At 31.5% G+C, this 17434-nt stretch carries 16 protein-coding genes and 1 pseudogene; 9 read left to right on the plus strand and 8 right to left on the minus strand.

The window, feature by feature from the left end:
- Window positions 1-5: 5 nt before the first annotated feature.
- From AD998_02975 to AD998_03015, 9 genes are all read left to right on the plus strand, one after another.
- Window positions 6-434, plus strand: coding sequence for a hypothetical protein (locus AD998_02975; GenBank protein ID KOY85255.1), 429 nt, complete (start codon window positions 6-8; stop codon window positions 432-434).
- On the plus strand, window positions 425-1384 hold the full coding sequence (locus AD998_02980; GenBank protein KOY85256.1) for a hypothetical protein: 960 nt from the start codon (window positions 425-427) through the stop codon (window positions 1382-1384). Before AD998_02975 ends, AD998_02980 begins: the two co-directional genes overlap by 10 nt.
- A gap of 7 nt (window positions 1385-1391) precedes the next feature.
- On the plus strand, window positions 1392-2111 hold the full coding sequence (locus tag AD998_02985) for a hypothetical protein (protein KOY85257.1): 720 nt from the start codon (window positions 1392-1394) through the stop codon (window positions 2109-2111).
- A gap of 112 nt (window positions 2112-2223) precedes the next feature.
- Window positions 2224-3621 carry a hypothetical protein gene (locus tag AD998_02990; GenBank protein KOY85258.1) on the plus strand — a complete coding sequence of 466 codons (1398 nt, stop codon included), beginning with the start codon at window positions 2224-2226 and terminating at the stop codon, window positions 3619-3621.
- 136 nt (window positions 3622-3757) lie between these two features.
- Window positions 3758-5134: a peptidoglycan synthetase gene (locus tag AD998_02995; GenBank protein ID KOY85259.1), complete on the plus strand. Its 1377-nt coding sequence runs from the start codon at window positions 3758-3760 to the stop codon at window positions 5132-5134.
- Window positions 5135-5138: 4 nt separating this feature from the next.
- Window positions 5139-5942, plus strand: a complete 804-nt coding sequence (locus tag AD998_03000; protein KOY88024.1) for a DNA polymerase III subunit epsilon — start codon at window positions 5139-5141, stop codon at window positions 5940-5942.
- Window positions 5943-6039: 97 nt separating this feature from the next.
- On the plus strand, window positions 6040-8430 hold the full coding sequence (locus tag AD998_03005) for a hypothetical protein (protein ID KOY85260.1): 2391 nt from the start codon (window positions 6040-6042) through the stop codon (window positions 8428-8430).
- A gap of 53 nt (window positions 8431-8483) precedes the next feature.
- Window positions 8484-9443 (plus strand): carbon-nitrogen hydrolase, encoded by a 960-nt coding sequence (locus AD998_03010; GenBank protein KOY85261.1) that lies wholly within the window; start codon window positions 8484-8486, stop codon window positions 9441-9443.
- A gap of 6 nt (window positions 9444-9449) precedes the next feature.
- Window positions 9450-9896: a DinB superfamily protein gene (locus AD998_03015; GenBank protein KOY85262.1), complete on the plus strand. Its 447-nt coding sequence runs from the start codon at window positions 9450-9452 to the stop codon at window positions 9894-9896.
- Between the two features lie 149 nt (window positions 9897-10045).
- Here the strand turns inward: AD998_03015 and AD998_03020 are convergent, their stop codons facing one another.
- The 8 genes and pseudogenes from AD998_03020 to AD998_03055 form a co-directional block, all read right to left on the minus strand.
- Window positions 10046-10429 (minus strand): hypothetical protein, encoded by a 384-nt coding sequence (locus AD998_03020; GenBank protein ID KOY85263.1) that lies wholly within the window; start codon window positions 10427-10429, stop codon window positions 10046-10048.
- 18 nt (window positions 10430-10447) lie between these two features.
- Window positions 10448-11086, minus strand: a complete 639-nt coding sequence (locus AD998_03025) for an epimerase (GenBank protein KOY85264.1) — start codon at window positions 11084-11086, stop codon at window positions 10448-10450.
- Between the two features lie 73 nt (window positions 11087-11159).
- Window positions 11160-12038, minus strand: a complete 879-nt coding sequence (locus tag AD998_03030; GenBank protein ID KOY85265.1) for a transcriptional regulator — start codon at window positions 12036-12038, stop codon at window positions 11160-11162.
- 115 nt (window positions 12039-12153) lie between these two features.
- Window positions 12154-12807: a hypothetical protein gene (locus AD998_03035; GenBank protein KOY85266.1), complete on the minus strand. Its 654-nt coding sequence runs from the start codon at window positions 12805-12807 to the stop codon at window positions 12154-12156.
- Between the two features lie 217 nt (window positions 12808-13024).
- Window positions 13025-14158 (minus strand): serine hydrolase, encoded by a 1134-nt coding sequence (locus AD998_03040; protein ID KOY88025.1) that lies wholly within the window; start codon window positions 14156-14158, stop codon window positions 13025-13027.
- Between the two features lie 174 nt (window positions 14159-14332).
- Window positions 14333-15394 carry a hypothetical protein gene (locus AD998_03045; GenBank protein ID KOY85267.1) on the minus strand — a complete coding sequence of 354 codons (1062 nt, stop codon included), beginning with the start codon at window positions 15392-15394 and terminating at the stop codon, window positions 14333-14335.
- Between the two features lie 125 nt (window positions 15395-15519).
- Window positions 15520-16194, minus strand: a complete 675-nt coding sequence (locus AD998_03050) for a hypothetical protein (protein ID KOY85268.1) — start codon at window positions 16192-16194, stop codon at window positions 15520-15522.
- Window positions 16191-16790 (minus strand): annotated as a pseudogene (locus tag AD998_03055) (hypothetical protein). Before AD998_03055 ends, AD998_03050 begins: the two are co-directional and overlap by 4 nt.
- Between the last annotated feature and the right edge of the window lie 644 nt (window positions 16791-17434).

Consider the following 17434-nt stretch of genomic DNA (forward strand, 5'->3'; position numbering starts at 1 on the left):
TTTTTATGAATAAAAATGTTTTAGAATTCCTGATTTATTGGAGCGGAATAGGGCATATTGTATTAAGTCTCGCCAGTCTTGCTATTCCTAAGTTTTTAAAGTGGAAAGAAGAATTAGCCCCTTTGCAAAAATTGCTTAGACAAATGTTTTGGACTTATGCAGGCTATATTTTGGTTATTAATTTTTGCTTCGGCTTGGTTTCTGTTTTTGGAGCAGTAGAATTACTAAACACTTCTTTTTTAGCGAAATGTGTGACATTTTTTATTGCAATATATTGGCTTGCAAGAGTATTAATTCAATTTTTATACTTTGATAAAACAAATGCTCCAAAAGGCTGGTTCTTTACATTGGGCGAAATAGGTTTGGTAGGACTTTTTGTAATATTTACAGTTGTTTATGCACTTGCATTTTTATACAATTGCTCATGGATATAAATTTATTAATTCTAATTCTTTGGGGCATTTTTATTTGGGTAGCAGGGTATAGTATAGGTTTGTTATCTAACAAAAATATAAAAAGGAAAATTACATGGCTTTTGGCTATTCTTACAACTGTTGGTTCTATTGTGTTGAGTACAGAATTAAAGCCTCTTTATCGAATGTTAGTGATAGTTTCTCTACAATTAGTGGCTATGAAACCAATTGTTTTAGTAGAAAGTTATCCACAAAAACCGAAACTTAATTTTATTCAGTGGTCTGTCTTTGCTTTGGGCTGGTTTGGCATGAGACCTATACTTTTTGAAAAATTCAGAGGTGAATCGTTAAACAATACAACATATTTTTTTCTGAAAGGATTTTCTAGAATTTTGGTAGGTGTAAGTTTGATTTTTACAGCAAATTTTATTTCATTAGAAATATTTGCAAATTTACTTCGACTTATAGGTTTGAGCTTTATATTGCATTTTGGGATATTGAATATCAGTACAGGAGCATGGCGAAAAATGGGTGTAGATGTAAAAGAATTATTTATAGCTCCTTATCAATCAAAATCATTGAAAGAGTTTTGGGGAAAACGTTGGAACATGGCATTCTCCGAAATGACAGCTCTTATTGCATACAAACCTCTGAAAGCTAAAATGGGGATCAATATAGCTATGTTTGTATCTTTCTTAATGTCTGGAATTTTACATGAAATAGCCATATCTTTTCCTGTAAGTGCTGGTTATGGCTTACCTTTGCTATATTTTCTGATTCATGGAATACTGATGTACTTGGAGAGTAAAATTTTATGGATAAAAAAGCTAATAGAACAGCCAATTTTATCACGTTTGTGGGTTTGTTTTTGGCTTATTCTACCCATGCCCTTATTATTTCACGAAAAATTTATCAGGGAGGTAATAATGCCCCTCTGCAACTTGGTTTTAATGCTATTGAATTTGAGTTAAAATATTTATGATGAATTGGTTACAACGAAGTGAAGCCCTTGTTGGAGCAGAAACTATAGAAAAATTTAAAAATAAACATGTTCTTATAGCAGGACTTGGAGGAATAGGCTCTTTTGCTGCTGAATATATTGCAAGAGCAGGAATAGGTACAATGACCATTATTGATGGAGATGTAGTAGAGGCTACTAATAGAAATAGACAATTACCAGCTCTGATTAGCTCAGAAGGGCAAAGCAAAGCCAAATTGATGGCTCAGAGACTTTTAGATATTAATGCAGACTTGAAATTATATGTTCATGAAACTTATATTGTAGAGGAGAAAATTACTGAGATTCTGGATACTACAAAATACGATTATGTAATAGATGCCATTGATACCATCAGTCCAAAAGTATCATTGATAAAAAATTGCTTAAAACGAAAAATACCTATTGTGAGTGCTATGGGTGCAGGAGGAAAATTAGACCCTGAAAAAGTAAAAGTTGCCAATATTTATGATACTTTTAACTGTACTTTGGCTCAACAAGTACGAAAAACTCTTCGTAAATGGAAGATTAAAGGCAATTTTAAGACGGTATTTTCTACAGAGCTTCCTGATAAAACAAAAGTTCAACATGTTGAAGGAGCAAGGCATAAAAGATCTTATTTGGGAACAATTTCTTACATGCCTTCGTTATTTGGTTGCTTCTGTGCCTCTGTTGTAATCAGAGATTTGATAAGCAAATAAATATATTGACTCATAAACCACTAAAAAAACTTAATTTTTACTTGGCACTAATTCCTAAAATGTTTATCTTTCTTGTGTGAATAGTTAGGAAAAGTGCCAAAAACTGCAAGATATGGCTTTTAAAGATACGGAAAGAAACGATTTAATCAGGAAATTTGAAGGAATGCTTCGTAACAAAGAAACTGTACACTTTGCAGAGGATGCTTATGAAGATATTATTGCTTTTTATTCCGAAAAAGGTAAGTTTAAAGAAGCCTTAAAAGCTTGTAATATAGCTCTCACTCAATATCCTTTTTCTACAGATTTTAAATTAGAAAAAGCTCAACTACTTTTATATATAGGTAACTACGATCAAGCTCTTGAAATGATAGAATCTGTGGAAGTTTTACAGCCTTACGATTTAGATACTTGTTTGCTTAAATCCAATGCTTTATGTTTTTTAGGTAAATTTGATGAGGCTATTGAAACACTTGATAAAGTGCTTGAATTTCACCAAGAATCAGCTGATGAAATATATTTTAGTTTAGGCTTAGTCTATCAGAATTGGGGGAAACTAGAAGAAGCTGTTGAATGCTTCAAAGAAACAATTCTTAGAAATATCAGTCATGAACCAGCTACTTTTGAACTTACGTATGCTTTAGAAAGCTTAAATAAACTATCAGAAGGTGTTAAGTTTTATGAAAAAATCATAGATAATGAGCCTTATAGCCATCTTGCATGGTATTATTTAGGAGAAATCCATGATAGAATGAGCAAACAGGCTGAAGCTCTCCAAGCGTTCGAATATGCTACACTCATCAAAGATGACTTTTCAGATGCTTATTTTGGTATGGGAACAGCCTATATGAATTTAGGAGAATATTTAAAAGCCAGAGAAGTTTTTCAGAAAGTTTTGGATATAGACCAAGATGAAGACCCTGAAACATATTGCCATTTGGCAGCTACTTATGAAAAATTGGGAAATTATCACCAGGCTATCGAATATTATCGAAAAGCTATTCGTTCGGATGCTTTATGGGATGAAGCTTGGTATGGAGTAGGTTCGTGTTTGTATGCACAAGAAAAATGGTTTGAGGCTTTGAGTGTATTCAAGAAAGCAACTGAACTCAATCCTGATAATCCTACTTATTGGCTTGCCCTTGCAGATACAGAATACGAATTTGGAAATCTTTTTTCGGCAATTGATGCATATCAAAATGCAGCAGAATTGGACCCATTCAATGCAAATATTTGGCTAAACTGGTCTTTTGTTTATCATGAACAAGGTAATAGTGAGAAAGCCCTCAATGTAATTGAAGAAGGTTTGGAAGAATTACCTGATGACCCAAGTTTATTGTATCGCCAAATTGCATACTTGATGAGTATGGGAAGTTACAAAGAAGCTTTCAATCGCTTAGAAATAGCCTTAGCATTGCATTATGACCAACATATTCTTTTATATGATTTTTTTGATGATTTAGAAGTTCAAAAAGCTTTGTTTAAAATCATACAACAATATAAAGCCTTGTAAAAAAACATTCGCTCTCAAATTTGCACCCTATCCGAAAAAACTTATATTTGCCCTTTATACTTGAAAAATTCTTAACTTAGGCATGACAAAGCAAAATAAATATTGCTTGAGTATTTTGCACTTTTGAGACACAACAATGAATAAAAAGATACATTTTATCGCTATTGGAGGAAGTGCCATGCACAATTTGGCATTGGCTCTTCAGACACAAGGCTATCAAATTACAGGTTCTGATGATGAAATATTCGAACCTTCACGCTCTCGCCTCGAAAAAGCAGGACTGTTGCCTAGTACAATGGGCTGGTTTCCTGAAAAAATAGATAAATCTATTGAATCCATCATTGTGGGTATGCATGCCCGAAAAGATAATCCAGAGTTGGTCAGGGCTAGAGAACTCGAAATCCCTGTGTATTCATACGCAGAATATGTTTATTTGCAAAGTGTTGATAAGCAAAGAGTTGTAATAGCTGGTAGTCACGGAAAAACCACCATTACAGCTATGGTAATGCATGTTCTTAAATATCATAATCGTAACTTTGATTATTTGGTAGGGGCTAAAATAGATGGTTTTGATGTAATGGTGAAGTTAAGTGAAGATGCTCCACTAATTATTATTGAGGGAGATGAATATCCTGCTGCTCCAACAGCTCCTAAACCAAAGTTTTCCTATTACAAACACCATATAGGACTTGTAAGCGGGGTTGCTTGGGACCATATCAATGTCTATCCTTCTGAAAATGATTATGTAAGACAGTTTGAAAAATTTGCTGATTCAACTCCCAAAGGAGGAGCTTTGCTATATGATAGTGATGACTATATGGCTAATTTTTTGTGTGAAAAAGAAAGAGCAGATGTAGCGAATGTTCCTTATCAAGCTCATACTCATAAAGTAATTAATGGACAAACATATTTGGTTACCAAAGATAAGCAACAAATTTCTGTGATGGTTTTTGGAGAACATAATATGAAAAATATTAGTGGTGCAAAAGCTATTTGCGAAAAGTTATATATCAGTGAAACAAAATTTTATGAAGCAATTAGTAGTTTTAAAGGAGCTGCCAATCGGTTAGAACTTTTAGCCAAAAATGCTAATTGTGCAGTTTACAAAGATTTTGCCCACGCACCTTCCAAAGTAAAAGCCACTACAAAAGCTGTTAAAAAACTATATCCAGAAAGAAAACTGATAGCATGTTTAGAGTTACACACATTTAGTAGCCTAAACAAGGAGTTTTTACCTCATTATAAACATACGCTTAATACTGCTGATATAGCAGTGGTATATTTCAATCCACATACCATTGAACATAAAAAATTGCCACCCATCAGTATTGATGAGATAAAAAAAGGTTTTGATAATCCTAATTTGCAAGTTTTTGAAAATGCTGAAGAGTTACAAAAGTTTTTAAAAGAGCAAAATTATCAGAATACCAATCTTTTATTGATGAGTTCGGGCAATTTTGCAAATATGCCATTACAAGAGTTAGCCAATGATTTTACCCAAAATAATGGATAATTCTATGAATTTACATCTGAAAAAACCTTTGGTGTTCTTTGATTTAGAGACAACAGGTACTAACATTGCTAAAGATAGAATTGTAGAATATTCTTTTTTGAAGGTAATGCCTAATGGTACACAAACTACAAAAACTCAAAAAATAAACCCAGAAATTCCTATCCCAATCTATACAAGTTTGATTCATGGGATTTATGATGAGGATATAAAAAATGCTCCAACATTCAAACAAGTTGCAAAAGAACTTGCTGTATTTTTGGAAGGAGCAGATTTAGCAGGCTTCAATATTATTCGTTTTGATGTTCCTATGCTTGTAGAGGAGTTTTTGAGAAATAGTGTGGACTTTTCAATTAATAATAGAAGATTAATAGATGCTCAAAAGATTTTTCATCTGATGGAGCCTCGTAATCTAAGTGCAGCTTATAAGTTTTATTGTGGTAAAACTCTTGAAGATGCCCATACTGCTGAAGCAGATACACGAGCAACTTTTGAGGTTTTGCAAGCTCAAGTTCTTCATTATGAAGGCACAATGCTTAAAGATAAGACTGGAAAAGAATATATTCCTATCAAAAATGATATGGAGGCATTGCACCAAATTACAGCAGAAAAGATAGTAGATTTTGCAGGTACAATGGTATTAAATGAGAAGGGTATAGAGGTGTTTAATATCGGAAAACATAAAGGAAAGCTTGTAACAGATGTACTCAAACAAGAACCCAATTATTATGACTGGTATCTAAAGGCAGATTTCCCTCTTGACTCCAAACGTAAACTCACAGAAATAAAACTTCGTTCTTTTAATACATAAGGGTTAGTACTAACCCTTTTTTTATTTGTAATATTTTATGAAGAAATGATATAAGTTTTTATATTCAAAATGCGTTTGAATATTGAGTAACCTTTGTATGTTTAAAAACTATTGGAAAATATCTTGGAGAAATTTACTAAAAAAGCCATTCTATACACTGATCAATATTTTAGGTTTGGCTATAGGAATGGCTGTAAGCTTACTCATTTTATTATATTTGGAAAAAGAGTTTTCTTATGATAGTACTTGGGAAAAACCCATATTTCGTTTAGCTATTCAATATAAAACAGGTAAAGAAACTCGTAAAATTGCAGCAACAGAGCCTAACATTATTGCTACATTCCCAAAAGCATTTAAAGAAGTACAAAAAATAACAAGAATTTTGCCCACAGAAGGGACAATTGTTGCTTATCAAACAAAAAATAACTACTACAATGATATTTTTTTTGCTGATAGCTCATTCTTTGATATTTTCAATTATCAAGTTTTAAACGGCTCGATTAAAGGTGTTTTTGAGAATAAAGAAACCCCTGAAATCATACTGACAAGTGAATTGGCTCAAGAAATTTTTGGTCAGGAGAACCCAATAGGAAAAAAAATACAACTCCGTACAACCAATGCCTTTAGTTATGATGGAGATTATACTGTAAAAGCGGTCATTCAAAATCCATATAAAACACATTTTTATTTTAAAGCTCTTATCTCATGGAATCATGAAGATAAGTTTGTTGGAGCTTCATGGGCTTATACTTATTTCACATTTAAAGGTGATGTAAAGAAGGTTCGTAAAAATTGGGATGATTATTACAAAAATTACCTAAAACGTTATTTTCCCAATGAAGAAATTTCTCTAAAACCTATTGTTCAACCCATTGAAAGCATACACCTGCAATCTCAACTCGACTCTGAAATATCTGCTAATGGAAATGAAAATTATTTATATCTATTTTTCGGAATAGCCTTACTCATGATTACAGTTGCATGTATTAATTTTATCAATATTAGTACTGTTCGTTCTGTACAACGTATCAAAGAGTTTGGTATTCGTAAAATGCTGGGAGAGAATAAATTAGGAATTCTGATGCAATTGTTTATAGAAACAACAATACTTGTATTTATGGCATTTTGGGTTTCTTTATCATTTGCAGAACTTTTTTTCCCATTATTTAAAGAAGTATTAAACCAAGATTTATCTTTCAAAACACTCTATGAAAATAAATTCGTTATTTTTTGGATAGCTGTTTTTGTAAGTCTTACAGTTGTTTCAGGAGTTTATCCTATCTTTTATTTAACTAAAATACCAGCTCTCAATGCAATTAAAGGTATTGTTGAGAAAAAATATTATAGAGTATCTTTTAGAAAGACTCTGCTGGTTATTCAATTTGCTGTAACTTTAGTAATTATGGCAACAACATTGATGGTGACACGCCAGTTGTTGTACTTAAAAAGCAAAGATTTAGGTTTTGATAAAAAAGGTGTATTGGTGATACGACTGCCTAAAAATGAAGAAATTATAGAAAAACTTGATTCTCTGAAAAGTAAATTTATGGAAAGTCCTGATATTTTTAAGGTAGCTAACGCTGCTGAAATGTTGGGAACAAACTTGATTTCTCAGTTCAGATTTGAGGTAGAACATCAAGGTAAATATAAAGAGGCTGTTATGGGTAGAATGTCAGTCAGTACAGATTTTATTGATGTTATGGGACTCGAAATAGTAGAGGGTAATAAATTTGAAGAAGCGGAAGAGCAAGAATATCAGCCTCTAATCATCAATGAAGCGACAGTCCAGTATCTAAAATGGAAAGACCCTATTGGTAAAAAGCTAATTATTAGTAGAGATGAAGAAGGAAACCCTTTGGTTGTTGGGCAAGTAGTTGGAGTTATTAAGAACTTCCATTTTAGCTCATTACATTCCAAAATAAACCCTTTGGTTCTGGTACAAAGTAATCGGATAGGTAATTTGTTTTTGAGTATTGCTCCCAAACAAAAAAAAGAAGTAATTGAATATTTACATAAAATTTGGCAAGAGGAGCTTCCTGATGAGCCATTTAATTATTTTTTCTTAAATGAAAATTATCAAAAACATTATATAGCAGAAGAAACATTGGCTAAGCTTTTGGTCTATTTTTCTTTACTAATGGTCTTGGTAGCTTCTTTAGGACTTTTAGGACTCTCTTTATTTGTTTCGGAGCTTCGCCTTAAAGAGATCGCCATTCGTAAAATGTTGGGAGCTGGCAAATGGTCATTGATTTGGTTACTCTCCAAAGATTTTGTATACCTTATCTTTTTTGCTAATATCATTGCCATTCCAGTGGGTTATCACCTGATAAGTATATGGTTAAGAAACTTCGCATATACAGCTACAATTGAATATCCTATATTTATTATTGCATTTATTCTAACACTTTTTGTAGCTCTTATGCCATTGTTGCTACAAGCTATTTTGAGAGTTTTTGTATCTCCTATTAAGGTTTTACAAGTTTCATAATACTCAAACAATAAAAAAGTGTTTTTAGAGTTTTTGAATAAACTATTTATTTTATGAATGAATCTAATTTATTGCAAGTTGGGCTGGCTCAAATAGCTCCTGTTTGGCTTAATAAACTCAAAACTTTAGAAAAAATAAAAGAAGCAATTATAGAAGCTGCTCACAAAAAATGTGAGTTAGTAGTTTTTGGTGAAGGTTTACTCCCTGGATATCCTTTTTGGCTTGCCCTCACTAATGGAGCAGAATGGAATGCTTCCATACAAAAAGAAATACATGCCCATTATATCCGAAATGCCATCCAAATAGAAACTAATGAACTTTCAGATGTTTGTAAGCTTGCTAAAGAACATAAAATCGCTATTTATTTAGGAATTATTGAAAGAGCTCATAATAGAGGAGGGCATAGTTTGTATTGCTCTTTGGTATATATCAATGAGTTTGGTGAAATAAAATCTGTACATCGAAAATTGCAACCCACTTATGATGAGCGTCTTACATGGTCTCAAGGTGATGGAAATGGGTTGCAGGTACACCCACTCAAACAATTTACAGTAGGAGGGCTAAACTGTTGGGAAAACTGGATGCCTTTACCCCGAACAGCTCTATATGGTCTAGGTGAAAATTTACATATTGCTGTATGGCCTGGGAGCATTCGCAATACACACGATATCACAAGATTTATAGCTAAAGAAGGTCGTTCTTTTGTAGTGTCAGTTTCAGCATTAATGAGAAAAGAAGATTTTCCTTTGGATACACCTCATATTGAAAAAATATTAGAAAATGCTCCTGATATACTCACTGATGGAGGTTCTTGTGTAGCTTCGCCAGATGGTGAATGGGTCTTAGAGCCTGTTGTAAATCAGGAAGGTGTTTTTACAGCAATCTTAGATTTTAATAAAGTGTTAGAAGAAAGACAAAATTTTGATGCTGTGGGGCATTACTCACGTCCTGATGTGACAAAGCTCATTGTAAACCGAGAAAGGCAGGCTATTGTACATTTTACTGAAAATTAAAAACTTATGAATATTCAAACACTTCAAACTTTATTTCGAAGAGATTTAGAAAAACTTAAATCGGAAATAGAACTTTATCAGAATGAGGCTACTATCTGGCTCATAGAACCAAATATTTCAAACTCAGCAGGGAATTTATGTTTGCACTTAATAGGCAATTTGAACCATTTTATTGGGACTATTTTAGGAAAAACAGATTATGTAAGGAATAGAGAATTAGAATTCTCAGAAAAAAATGTGCCTAGAACCAAACTGACTGAACAGATTGAGAAAACCATAGAAGTTGTGGAGCAATCCTTATCAAAAGTGTCCGAAAATCAACTACAAGAAGAGTATCCTTTGGTTGTTTTGGGTAAAGCTACTTCTACACATTATTTTTTGTTTCACTTGATAGCTCATTTATCATATCATTTAGGTCAAATCAATTATCACCGAAGATTACTAGATAAATAGATAAAAAATTTAGTTTTCTGCTACTGGTTATCAATTATATGAAGGAAGGGATTTTACCCACTGAACTTCCTACAAAGCACAAAATACCTGCTTGTGTAGAGATGATGTTAGTGGGTTGTTGTTCTCTATTCCTTTTTTGGTTTATCGGTTCAGCTTCGTTTAATTTTAAAAAACCAATAAAAATACACTGTTACAGTATTTATTGTAACTAGTAACCAAAATAGTGGAAATGTAAAAAAGCTTTCATAGCTACCGCCCTTTGGTATTTCTACAAATGGAACGGTAATTAAAGCATCAAGTATTATAGCCGTAACACTCATAATTGTTCCAGAAATAAGACCATGAACCTTGTTGCCATTTTTGTAGAAAATAGATGCCCCAAATAGTGCAAATGGTATGATGAATATCGCTACAATGAGTGTCTGTTGATTCAATGAATCTTTAATTGTAGGGGTATAACCTAGAACGACGAATGTGATAAAAATAAATAGCCATATTAAGGCTCCTGTTAAAATTGCTCTAAAGTTTTTCATTTTATTTAGTAGTTTTGATTAATAAGAAATACCTGTAATTTTACCTTGATAAGTGGTAGAAGTCAATTGAGTAACTAAGAAATCTGCTACATCTGCCTTTGAAATTTTAAGTTTTAAATTAGTATCTGTATATGGAAAACCATGCTTATAAATGCCAGTAAATGGTCCATTATCCATAGTGGCAGGTCTAATAATTGTCCAGTTTAAATTACTTTTTTTTATCAGACTTTCTTGTACGTGATGCTCTTTCAAGGTTTTCCTTAAAATAAATGGAATGATAAAGTATTTTGTAAAAAATGAAGCATTGTTCAACATCACAGCACTATCTCCAAATCCTAATGATGATTGGCATATCAAACGAGATACACCATTTTCATTCATAGCTTTGATAATATTTTCTGTTCCAACAGACCGCAACTTTCCAGCCTTGAGAGCTGGTGCACCAAGGCAACAAATAACTGCCTCTTGATTTTGCATTGCTGTTTGTAAAGAGGATAGTACCATGACATCACCTTGAATAACTTTTAGATTTGCATGAGAAATTTTAAAATTGTTGGGATTACGAACAAATGCCGTTATATTATGTCCAAGGGCAAGAGCTTGTTTTACAACATATTGCCCAGTACCACCTGTCGCTCCGATAATGAGTAGTTTCATAATAAATTCTTTTTTGAATGAATAATGAAACAAAAATGCAGAGAATCTGGCTTAAGCGATTGTTTTAAAAGAATTATGATTTGTTTGAAAAGAATTGTTGTCTGATTTCATTTGGTCGGACACCAAATTTGTTCTGAAAGGCATTAGAGAATGAACTTAAACTTTCATATCCAACAAACCAAGCCACCTCTTGTACAGTTTCGTTGGTAGTACTCAGCATTTCATAGGCTTTATTGAGACGTTCTTCCTGCAAAAACTTAAAAACAGGAACACCAAAAAGTTCTTTGAAATTTCTTTTGAGTTTGTTGTTATTAAGTCCGATAAGTTTAGATAGTTCACTTAAAGAAGGCGGACTTGAGATGTTATTTGCAATGATTTCTTTAGCCTTAAAAAGCTTTTCCTTATCTTTATTTGACACACTTTCTTTTTTATCGGAAGCAAGAAAGGCGAAAAAATGAGAGAGTAATTCTGTTATTTGGCTTTTTAAGAACATTCGTCTTGTGTTGCCTTTGTAATTAGTGGTTAATATTTTGTAAACAGCATTTTGCATGTTAGGTGTCATGTAAAACCTTGGACCTTCTACAAAGTCTGCCTTAGGGCTTAACAATTCTGGTAAAAAATCAGTAAAAATTTCCTGTTCTTCTTTGGGCAAATTTTGAAGTTTATTAAGTTTTGAAAAAATGCTTATAGATTGTAATGGTCTATTTGGACCAATTTTGTGAAAAAATTCTACTTTATTGTTGCCAAAAAAAGAAATAGCAATACCTGTTGTGTTGGTTATTATTTTTGTTTGATTTTGATGTTTAATTTCAAGCTCTACATTGCCAGAACCATAGAAAGCAAAACCTATAGCATCTCCATCAATGGCACATGATTGTACAATTGTTTTATCAGCGTTTGATTGCTCAATTAATACTATGAAATTGTTAATTTCTATTATATCTGTTGTCATTTCGCTCCAACGTTTTGCAGTTTTTGGCGAAGTGGTAGAAATCGAAGTACAAAATATTCAATCCAATAATTGTTGATGAATTTAGCACTAAACCCGCCATTTTGCCAAGCTGCTGTTAGTAGTTGTTTTTTATTTTATTTAAAGGAATCATTATTTTATTTTCCCCAAACCATTCTCCCTCACCACCAACATAAACAATAAAATCGTTTTTAGATATTGTCCAAGTAATAACATAATTGCTCCCAGTTTTGTAAGCTAATAAATTTATATGTTTCTTATTTTTGATACCATACTTTTCAATATATGGAAAAAGCATCCTACGGTCAAAATTTGGTATTACTTGCTCTGGTTTGAGTCCTACAATTCCATTTTTTGATTTGTAACTTTGTTTTGGATTTATAACAACTGATTGATAAATAGTATCGGTTTTCAAATTTTCACGTGGTATTAAAGTGCGAAATTCAATGCTTAATATACTATCCGTTTTTAGTAAAATTTGATATTCTCCTGTAACTTCATCCTTTTTTATCTTCTTTTGTTCACAATTCTTTGCATAATATTCATGTTCAGGATATTCTTCCAAGACTTTATTTAGTCCAGACATTTTTTCTATATCTGCCAAGCCCTCTATTTCAGGATATGAAACTTTAATTTGGCAATTATTTTTTGAAATGATTTTAGTTCGATTTATTATTTCATAATCATCATTTTTTGATTCACATCCATAAATAAAAAAGATAATTATAAATATGTAACTCAGTGGTTTCATAAAATAACTGCTAACACATAAATATACACAATATATCAAACTTCATGGATATATCAAATTGTCAATATTTTATATGAAAAACCATACAAAATACGAAAGTGCTAATTAAAATTATACAAACAAAAAATCCCTGAAATTTCAGGGATTTATAGAAAAGATTTTTCCCAATTATATTATTTTTTAGTGTTAAATTATAGCGAGTGGTTCTTTTTCATTTTCAATATGCTTTTGCTAATGACGTGAAAATATTCCACCAGTCTGCTCTTCCTTCTTTCTTTCCAAGTCGAACAATTATCAATTTTTTTGTTGGATTAACATAAATGAACTGTCCCAATATACCTTCTGCCATAAAATCTTTGTCTGTGCTAAGCTTTATTTTTTCTTTTGTTGGGTTTTTTAAATTATAATTTTCTTTACGGAAATTATATAGAGCTGTAGGTAACCACCATTGATATTTATAAAATACTGCACCACCGTTTGTAGTATCAACTTCGGTTGATTCTTCAACCCATTTCTGAGAAATAATTTGTTTGTCGTTCCAGTTGCCATTATTTAGGTAAAGCCGTCCTATTTTGGCAAAGTCTTTTGCTCTTGCATTTAAACAGCAAAAAGTTTTCTCTAACCCATTCTTTTTTCTGTCAATGCTCCAAGATGCATCATATTCCATTCCAAGTGGTGTCCATAGCTTTTCTTGTAAATATGAAGTAATTGTTTTACCCTTTAATGAACGCTCTAAAACTAAACCTAATAGTTGCGTATTGCCACTTACATATTCAAACTGTTTACCGGGTTCTCTTTTTAACTTCATTTTTCTAATTTCTTTTCTAAGATTAAGTCCATAATAAAATGAAGCTGCATCACCAAAAGGATTTATATAGCTTTCATTAAACTTAATACCAGAGGTCATTTGTAAAAGGTGTTTAATAGTTACTTTATCAAAACCATTTTTTTTTAATTCTGGAATATAGTTAGTGATTGGCTCGTCAACGGACTTTATTAAACCTTCGTCTATAGCACAACCAATTAAAATTGATGTAACAGATTTTGCCATTGAGAATGATGGAACAATACTTTGTTCGTCATACCCTTTAAAATATTTTTCATATTGGATTGTATCGTTTCTAATAATTAAAAAGGCTACTGTCTTGTTATCATCAAGATATCTATCAAATGGAACACCGTTTAATTCTTTTGGAAATTTCCCTGAATTAGTAGTTTGAAAATTGAAAGGTGAAGTGTTGGCATTTAATGGTCTTGACTGAAATTTTTTATGGTCTTTTATATCTGCAAAGTTGTAAAAAACAAATCGTCCCAACTGACAAGAAGTCAATAGTGTTGAAGCAATAATCATTAAAAATCCAAATCTAGGTATTTTAATTTGTCGTCCCATATTTTTTATTTTGTTTTTTGTCCTGCTCTACAATGACTGCTACCTCATAAATATATCCAATCTCTCTCTTTTTGTCAAAAAATAATATTAAAATCTACTTTTATCTGAGTATTACAATAATTAATGTTGGCGTTACTATTTTACTAAGTTACTATTAATGACTATTTCTCTTATTTTTGATTCAAAATAGTAATGTACTTTACTATCAACATCATAACAATTTTGAAGAATAATGACATCTACATCTTTAGAAGGAATATAAAACTTAAATGATATAAAGCCAAGTCCTTTGCCACTGTGTCCTAAGTACCTAACATGAGTTTTATCACTTATTCTAAGTCCATAACCATAGCCAACTTTTTCATTACCAAAAGAGTCGTGTTGATTGGTAATTTCGTAATTGGTCATTAACTTATAAGTTTCTGGTTTTAGTATTTTACCCTTATGAAGTTTACTATCCCAAGTATGTAAGTCAATGGCATTGGATATCATACCTCCAGCAGGGATAAAGTTTGCCCAAGATTCAATGGTATAATTGAGTCTTTTGAAATTAAATAAGCTAACGGAATCTTTAGAAACCCAATATCCATTAATAAGTCCAAGATTAGGTTTATCTAATTCATAACAATAGCTATTGCTCATTTTCAACTCCTTGAAAAGACTATTGGCTACTTCTATAAATGTTTTACCTGTAACTTTTTCAATAATTGGTCTTAACAAACCATAACCAGAGTTGCTATAGTAATAATCTGTTCCAGGTTTGAAAGACAATGGTTTGGTAATATCTGTAATTCCAGCAGTGTTGTTAAGCAGATGATGAACAGTGACTGTATCTGCCCAAGTTTGTTTGAAATCAGGCAAGTATTTCCTGATAGGGGTATGAAGGTCTATCTTCCCTTTTTCAACCTCTCTTAAAATTATAACAGCTGTAATTTGTTTGCTATTAGACTGAATTCTGAAGTTGTCCTTTAATGTAAAAGGTGTTTTAGCTTCAAAATTTGAATAACCATATGTTTTCAAATACTTTGTTTTCCCTTTTTTTGTTATCCAAATAATGCCATTAAAACTTCTTGGATTTTTTATTTGTATTAAACTATCAATTTTGGCAGAATAGTCATCTTTCAACTGTCCATAACTATCACAGAAAATAAAAATGGATAAGAAAATAAAAGATAAAAATTTAGAATTTTTTTTCATGAAAATACTACTTTAAGACTATTTGTGAGAATTATAAACGATATGAGAAGTGTTTTATTATTCAATAAAATTTACTTGTTGTGAATTTATATGACTCTTCATATATCAATACAGATTTTTTTTGATCATTTCTCAAGTTGTTTAAAAACTATTTGAGAAAACGAGTCACTAATAGGTATTTCATGTTCATCAATAAAAATCATGTTACGGTCATAACGTTTTACTTTATCTAAATTCACAATGAAAGACTTATGTGTTTGAATAAATGTTTCTGGTAATTTTTCTATGGCTTGTTGTATCGTTTCTCTTCCTATTACTTTTTCATTTTCGCAATAATAAGTCATATAATTGCCATCTTTTTCCAAATACATTATTTTATCTGTTGTTATTCTAAATGTTTCAAATCCGCTTTTTACGGAAATCCAACTTATATGAGTATCCTTCTTTTGAACTTTCTTAGGGAGTACCTTACTAATCGCTTGTGTAAATCTATCCAAACTGATGGGTTTTAGTAGGTAATCAACAGCCTCTACTTCATAGCTTTCAACAGCATACTCAGAATAAGCTGTTGTAAAAATTATTTTCATGTTTTTGGGAATCATTTTAGATAAAGAAATTCCAGAAATATGTGGCATATTGATGTCAAGAAAAATAATATCTACAGGCTCTTTAGAAATGTATTCAAAAGCCTTCAAACCATTTCTAAATGTAGCAACCAATTCAATAGTGCCAAAATGTTCCAAATAGTCTTTCAATAATTCAATAGCCTTGGGTTCATCATCTACTATAATCGCTCTCATTGGGTTTGAATGTTTAAGGTTACAATAAAATTCTCGTTTTGCTTAATAAGTAGTTGATGTTTGTTCGGGTAAATTAACTCTAATCGTTTACGAGTTGATTCAATACCTGTATTGTTACCCATTAAGTTTGGCATCATCACTTTATTTCTAATCTCAAAACTTATATTATTTTCTACACTCAAATCAAAATATATATCAATTACACTTGTTTGTTCAGGTTCTGTTCCATATTTAAATGCATTCTCAACAAAAGTGATATATAGACCAGGTTCTATCTTTTGGTTAATAAACTTCCCTTCTATATTCAAATTTACAACTATTTCATCTTCTGTAAATCGTAATTTTTGTAGTTCAATATAATTTTCTAGAAATGAAATCTCTTTTTGAATACTCACTTTTTCAGATTGTGTTTCTTCAATTACATAACGCAACAACTGTGAAAGCCTCTCAAATGAATTTACCAACTTGAGATTTTCATGGGGTTTTACCATTGAGAGCAGATTGTTTAAGGCATTAAATAAAAAATGAGGTTGTAATTGATTACGAAGTAAAGTGAGTTCTGTTTGCTTTTTATCAAGGATTAGTTGTTGTTGTCGTTCATGATTTCGATATAATAACTTTGTAATGCTGTATGCAACTGAAATGGTAAAATAAAATGTAACTATTCCAAAAGCAATTGCTGATGGTAATGGTGGATGTTTGAAGCCAAAATCAAAGACAGTTATGAAGTAAGCAAACAAAATCCCCGTTCCAAAGATTAATAAAACAAAGAATACAGATTTTTTTTTGAGTTCATGATGTTGCAATAACCATACTGTTGTATAAAAGATAATGGCTCCAATAGTTATGCAACTTAAAATTTGTAATATCAGCCCATTATTGCGAATAGTATGGATTTTCTCTACACCTTCTACAATTCTCATATACTTCATCTGCACAGAAAAACTATTGGTAAGTAACCAGCCAGTAGTTAACCAAAAAATACTATGTAAAATGATTTCTATAAAACGATTTTTCATGTTGTAAAAATAGTAATCTTATTTTTTTCTATGTAAAAGATGTTACCAAATCACCTTTTGATGTGATGAAAAGCTTAGAAAGATTAAAATCACTTTCTTTTTGGGTTTTATCCTTTCATATAGGGGAATGGTAACTCTGTTTCAAAAGAGAAAAAAAACATAGATACTTTTGAATAAAAATTATAAAATAAAATGAAAAAGCAAGCTTCAAAATTCTTTAG

It is taken from the genome of bacterium 336/3 (genome assembly GCA_001281695.1).
Lineage (GTDB): Bacteria > Bacteroidota > Bacteroidia > Cytophagales > Thermonemataceae > Raineya.

What these genes read in the sequence shown, in the direction of transcription:
- AD998_02975 (KOY85255.1), top strand. Translation starts at nt 6, where the DNA reads ATGAATAAAAATGTTTTAGAATTCCTGATTTATTGGAGCGGAATAGGG.
- AD998_02980 (KOY85256.1), top strand. Translation starts at nt 425, where the DNA reads ATGGATATAAATTTATTAATTCTAATTCTTTGGGGCATTTTTATTTGG.
- AD998_02985 (KOY85257.1), top strand. Translation starts at nt 1,392, where the DNA reads ATGATGAATTGGTTACAACGAAGTGAAGCCCTTGTTGGAGCAGAAACT.
- AD998_02990 (KOY85258.1), top strand. Translation starts at nt 2,224, where the DNA reads ATGGCTTTTAAAGATACGGAAAGAAACGATTTAATCAGGAAATTTGAA.
- AD998_02995 (KOY85259.1), top strand. Translation starts at nt 3,758, where the DNA reads ATGAATAAAAAGATACATTTTATCGCTATTGGAGGAAGTGCCATGCAC.
- AD998_03000 (KOY88024.1), top strand. Translation starts at nt 5,139, where the DNA reads ATGAATTTACATCTGAAAAAACCTTTGGTGTTCTTTGATTTAGAGACA.
- AD998_03005 (KOY85260.1), top strand. Translation starts at nt 6,040, where the DNA reads ATGTTTAAAAACTATTGGAAAATATCTTGGAGAAATTTACTAAAAAAG.
- AD998_03010 (KOY85261.1), top strand. Translation starts at nt 8,484, where the DNA reads ATGAATGAATCTAATTTATTGCAAGTTGGGCTGGCTCAAATAGCTCCT.
- AD998_03015 (KOY85262.1), top strand. Translation starts at nt 9,450, where the DNA reads ATGAATATTCAAACACTTCAAACTTTATTTCGAAGAGATTTAGAAAAA.
- AD998_03020 (KOY85263.1), bottom strand. Translation starts at nt 10,429, where the DNA reads ATGAAAAACTTTAGAGCAATTTTAACAGGAGCCTTAATATGGCTATTT.
- AD998_03025 (KOY85264.1), bottom strand. Translation starts at nt 11,086, where the DNA reads ATGAAACTACTCATTATCGGAGCGACAGGTGGTACTGGGCAATATGTT.
- AD998_03030 (KOY85265.1), bottom strand. Translation starts at nt 12,038, where the DNA reads ATGACAACAGATATAATAGAAATTAACAATTTCATAGTATTAATTGAG.
- AD998_03035 (KOY85266.1), bottom strand. Translation starts at nt 12,807, where the DNA reads ATGAAACCACTGAGTTACATATTTATAATTATCTTTTTTATTTATGGA.
- AD998_03040 (KOY88025.1), bottom strand. Translation starts at nt 14,158, where the DNA reads ATGATTATTGCTTCAACACTATTGACTTCTTGTCAGTTGGGACGATTT.
- AD998_03045 (KOY85267.1), bottom strand. Translation starts at nt 15,394, where the DNA reads ATGAAAAAAAATTCTAAATTTTTATCTTTTATTTTCTTATCCATTTTT.
- AD998_03050 (KOY85268.1), bottom strand. Translation starts at nt 16,194, where the DNA reads ATGAGAGCGATTATAGTAGATGATGAACCCAAGGCTATTGAATTATTG.